The sequence below is a fragment of the Nocardiopsis sp. TNDT3 genome (assembly GCF_003427465.1).
GTDB classification, from domain to species: domain Bacteria; phylum Actinomycetota; class Actinomycetes; order Streptosporangiales; family Streptosporangiaceae; genus Nocardiopsis; species Nocardiopsis dassonvillei.
Genome location: NZ_QPFC01000704.1, coordinates 1 through 2,807, shown reverse-complemented (window position 1 = coordinate 2,807; position 2,807 = coordinate 1). Strand labels below are relative to the sequence as shown.

At 72.0% G+C, this 2,807-nt stretch carries 4 protein-coding genes; 3 read left to right on the top strand and 1 reads right to left on the bottom strand.

The genetic code is table 11. The annotated features are described in order from the left end of the window. Positions 1-36: 36 nt before the first annotated feature. Entirely contained in the window at positions 37-1,053 is a 1,017-nt protein-coding gene (locus DQW06_RS17510) for a methyltransferase (RefSeq protein WP_013152193.1), read from the bottom strand. A 195-nt stretch (positions 1,054-1,248) separates the two neighbouring features. Between DQW06_RS17510 and DQW06_RS17505 the strand changes: the two genes are divergently transcribed. Genes DQW06_RS17505 through DQW06_RS17495 form a run of 3 tightly spaced genes read left to right on the top strand, consistent with a single transcriptional unit; the run spans position 1,249 to position 2,780 of the window. Further along, on the top strand, positions 1,249-1,764 hold the full coding sequence (locus tag DQW06_RS17505) for a nitroreductase family protein (RefSeq protein ID WP_255418246.1): 516 nt from the start codon (positions 1,249-1,251) through the stop codon (positions 1,762-1,764). Then, positions 1,745-2,062, top strand: a complete 318-nt coding sequence (locus tag DQW06_RS17500; RefSeq protein ID WP_013152195.1) for a DUF6092 family protein — start codon at positions 1,745-1,747, stop codon at positions 2,060-2,062. The genes DQW06_RS17505 and DQW06_RS17500 overlap by 20 nt, the downstream gene beginning before the upstream one ends. Next, complete coding sequence (locus tag DQW06_RS17495) at positions 2,046-2,780, top strand: tRNA-dependent cyclodipeptide synthase (protein ID WP_071621716.1); 735 nt, start codon at positions 2,046-2,048, stop codon at positions 2,778-2,780. Before DQW06_RS17500 ends, DQW06_RS17495 begins: the two co-directional genes overlap by 17 nt. Positions 2,781-2,807 lie beyond the last annotated feature (27 nt).

Sequence of the window (2,807 nt, the reverse complement as noted above, 5' to 3'; positions counted from 1 at the left end):
CCCCCCACGTCCACGGTGGCGGCACAGGTGCGCCGCTCAGGCGCGCACCCCCTCGACGACGCTGGTCCCGAAGCTGGGCAGGACACGGGTCAACTTCAGTCCGGCCTGCTCGAAGAGGTCGGCGAACTGGGACCTGGTGCGCTGCTTGCCGTCGCAGTGGGCGAGCATGCTCAGGTCCATGAACTTGGCGGTCCGGGCGGGACCCGGGGAGTCGGGCACCACCACCTCCGCGAGCAGGACGCGCCCGTCGCGGGTCATCGCCTCACGGCAGTGGGAGAGGATCCGCGCGGCGTCCTGGTCGCCCCAGTTGTGGATGACGTTCGACAGCAGGTAGGCGTCGCCCCCCTCGGGGACGGAGGAGAGGAAGTCCCCGCTGACGACGCGGCACCGCTCACGGACGCCCTCCAGCACCGGTCCGGCGTGGGCGACCACCTCGGACCGGTCGAAGAGCACGCCGCGCAGACCGGGATGGGCCGACAGCACGATGGCCAGCAGCCTGCCCCGGCCCCCGCCGACGTCCACGAGGGTGTGGTGCGCGCCGAAGTCGTAGCTGCCCGCCACGCCCCGGGTGAGCTGGGCGGAGATGTCGGTCATGCCCTCGTCGAAGACCGCCGCGGTCTCGGGGTGCTCGTCCAGGTAGGCCCAGGCCGTCCGGCCGTGCACCTGCTCGAACACCGAGCGCCCGGTCCGCACCGCTTGGGCCAGGTGGGCCATGGTGGACCGCTCGGCCTGGCTGCCGACCCACCGGGCGTAGCCGCGCATGGAGTCGGCCGCGTCCCCGCGCAGGGCGCGGCCGAGCCCGGTCAGGGCGAAGTGTCGCCGCGGTCCCTCCTCGACGAGGTCGAGGTCGGCGCAGGCGCGCAGGAGGCGATGGAGGGCGTCGGCGTCGGCGCCGATCCTCTCGGCGATCTCGTCGACGGGCAGGGGTTTGAAGGTCATGGCGTCGGCGACGCCGAGTTCGGCCGCCGCGCTCACGGCGGCCGCCACCCAGCTGGCGGTGATGAGCTCGAACAGTTTCGTGGCCGAAGGACTCGGGGGTGCGGATGCGGACATCGCGGTCCTTTCAGGTGGTGCCCCTCCGGGGGTGCGGAGAGGGGCGGCCAGATGCGCCTATGCGGCATCGATGGAGCCGTATAACAGGGTAAACTACGGAGCGTGCCTAGAAAATCGCATACTGTGGACACAGGTTCGAGCGAGCCGGATGCGAACCGGTGCCCCTCTCAGCGGTCATCACACGCCCTACAGACCCTGACCACCCGCCGTGCCGTACGCGCCTTCGCCGACCGGCCGGTGGACGACTCCCTCCTCGACCCCATGCTGGACGCCATGCTCGCCGCCCCCTCGGCGTCCAACAAGCAGGCGTGGGCCTTCGTCGCCGTCCGCGAGCGGCGGGCGCTGAGGCTGCTGCGCGCCTTCTCCCCCGGAATCATCGAACTCTCGCCCCTGGTCGTGGCGGCCTGCTTCGACCGCTCTCGTGCCGTGGGGGGCTCAGGCAACTCCACGGACTCCGGGGACTCCTGGGACGAGGGCATGCTCTGCGTCGCGATGGCGGTGGAGAACCTCCTCCTGGCGGCCCACTGCCTGGGGCTGGGCGGATGCCCGTCCGGGAGCTTTCGGAGGGGCCCCGTCCGCAGGCTCCTGGGCCTGCCCGACCACCTGGAACCCCTGCTCCTGGTTCCGATCGGGCACCCCGCCCGGCCACTCGCACCCGCACCCCGACGAGACCGGAACGAGGTGGTCAGCCATGAGCGCTGGGGAACCTGAGGTCCGACAGGTCGGCGAGGAACTCCTCCTGCTCGCCGCCTACCTGCTCAGCAGCGGCCGCGGCCTGCTGGACGAGCCACGGCAGTACGGCACGTTCCGCTGCCTGGACGCCGCCCGGCGCGTCCTCGCCCTCGCGGCCGGAACCGGCCCGCACCACCCGGAACTCGACGCCCTGCGCGGTCGGATGGACGACGTCATGTGCGGGCCGATGGGCGACCACGAACTGGACACCCTGCTCGACCAGATGTGCGAGCGGCTGGCAACCGTCCTGGAGGATCCCGATGTCATCTCCGACTGAGTTGGAGCCGCCCCCAGAGCCCGAGGACGCCTTCGACGTCCTGCCCTTCACCGGTTCCTGCCGCCGCGTGTTCGAGCGCGGAGAGCACGCGCTCATCGGGATCAGCGCCGGCAACAGCTACTTCAGCCAGGAGCGGATCGCGCAGCTCCTGCGATGGGCGCAGCGGCACTTCGCCGAGGTCGACGTGCTCTACGCCGACCTGCACCTGGACACCATGTACATGGCGTCAGGTGGCAGCAGGGAGCACGCGTCGTCGCGGGCGAACAGGGCGCTCAAGGACGTGCGGCGGCGCATCCGGCGCGCCGTGGAGGCGGCCGCCCCAGACGCGGGGAACGTGCGCGTGCGCGCCCTGTCCCAGTGCACGGGCCTGCCCGGCTACCGCGACGTCGCGTACCGCCTCGACCGGGAGCACGCCACCGACCCCAGAGTCCGCCGCGCGTGCGAGGAGCACGTACGGCACGTCATCGGAGCCCAGCCGGACCCGGACGGGGCCAGGTTGCGCGCCGGGCTGGCCTACCTGCGCGCCGAACTGCCCCTTCTGCTCAGTACCCCGAGGGTGTTGGGGTTGCCCTCCTCGGTGTGCTGCTACCACGCCCTGATGCCGATCCTGTCCAGGTTGCGCGGTGCCACCTCCTGCTTCCACCCGGGGCAGGGCCACGTCATCCTCCGCCCGGTCGGTCGGCATCTGGCCTCCCCGGAGACGGTGGGATCCCCGTGACCGCCGCGCGGTGGCGCCCCGAACGGG

Coding starts and splice junctions, on each gene's coding strand:
- DQW06_RS17495 (WP_071621716.1), top strand. CDS start 2,046: ATGTCATCTCCGACTGAGTTGGAGCCGCCCCCAGAGCCCGAGGACGCC.
- DQW06_RS17510 (WP_013152193.1), bottom strand. CDS start 1,053: ATGTCCGCATCCGCACCCCCGAGTCCTTCGGCCACGAAACTGTTCGAG.
- DQW06_RS17500 (WP_013152195.1), top strand. CDS start 1,745: ATGAGCGCTGGGGAACCTGAGGTCCGACAGGTCGGCGAGGAACTCCTC.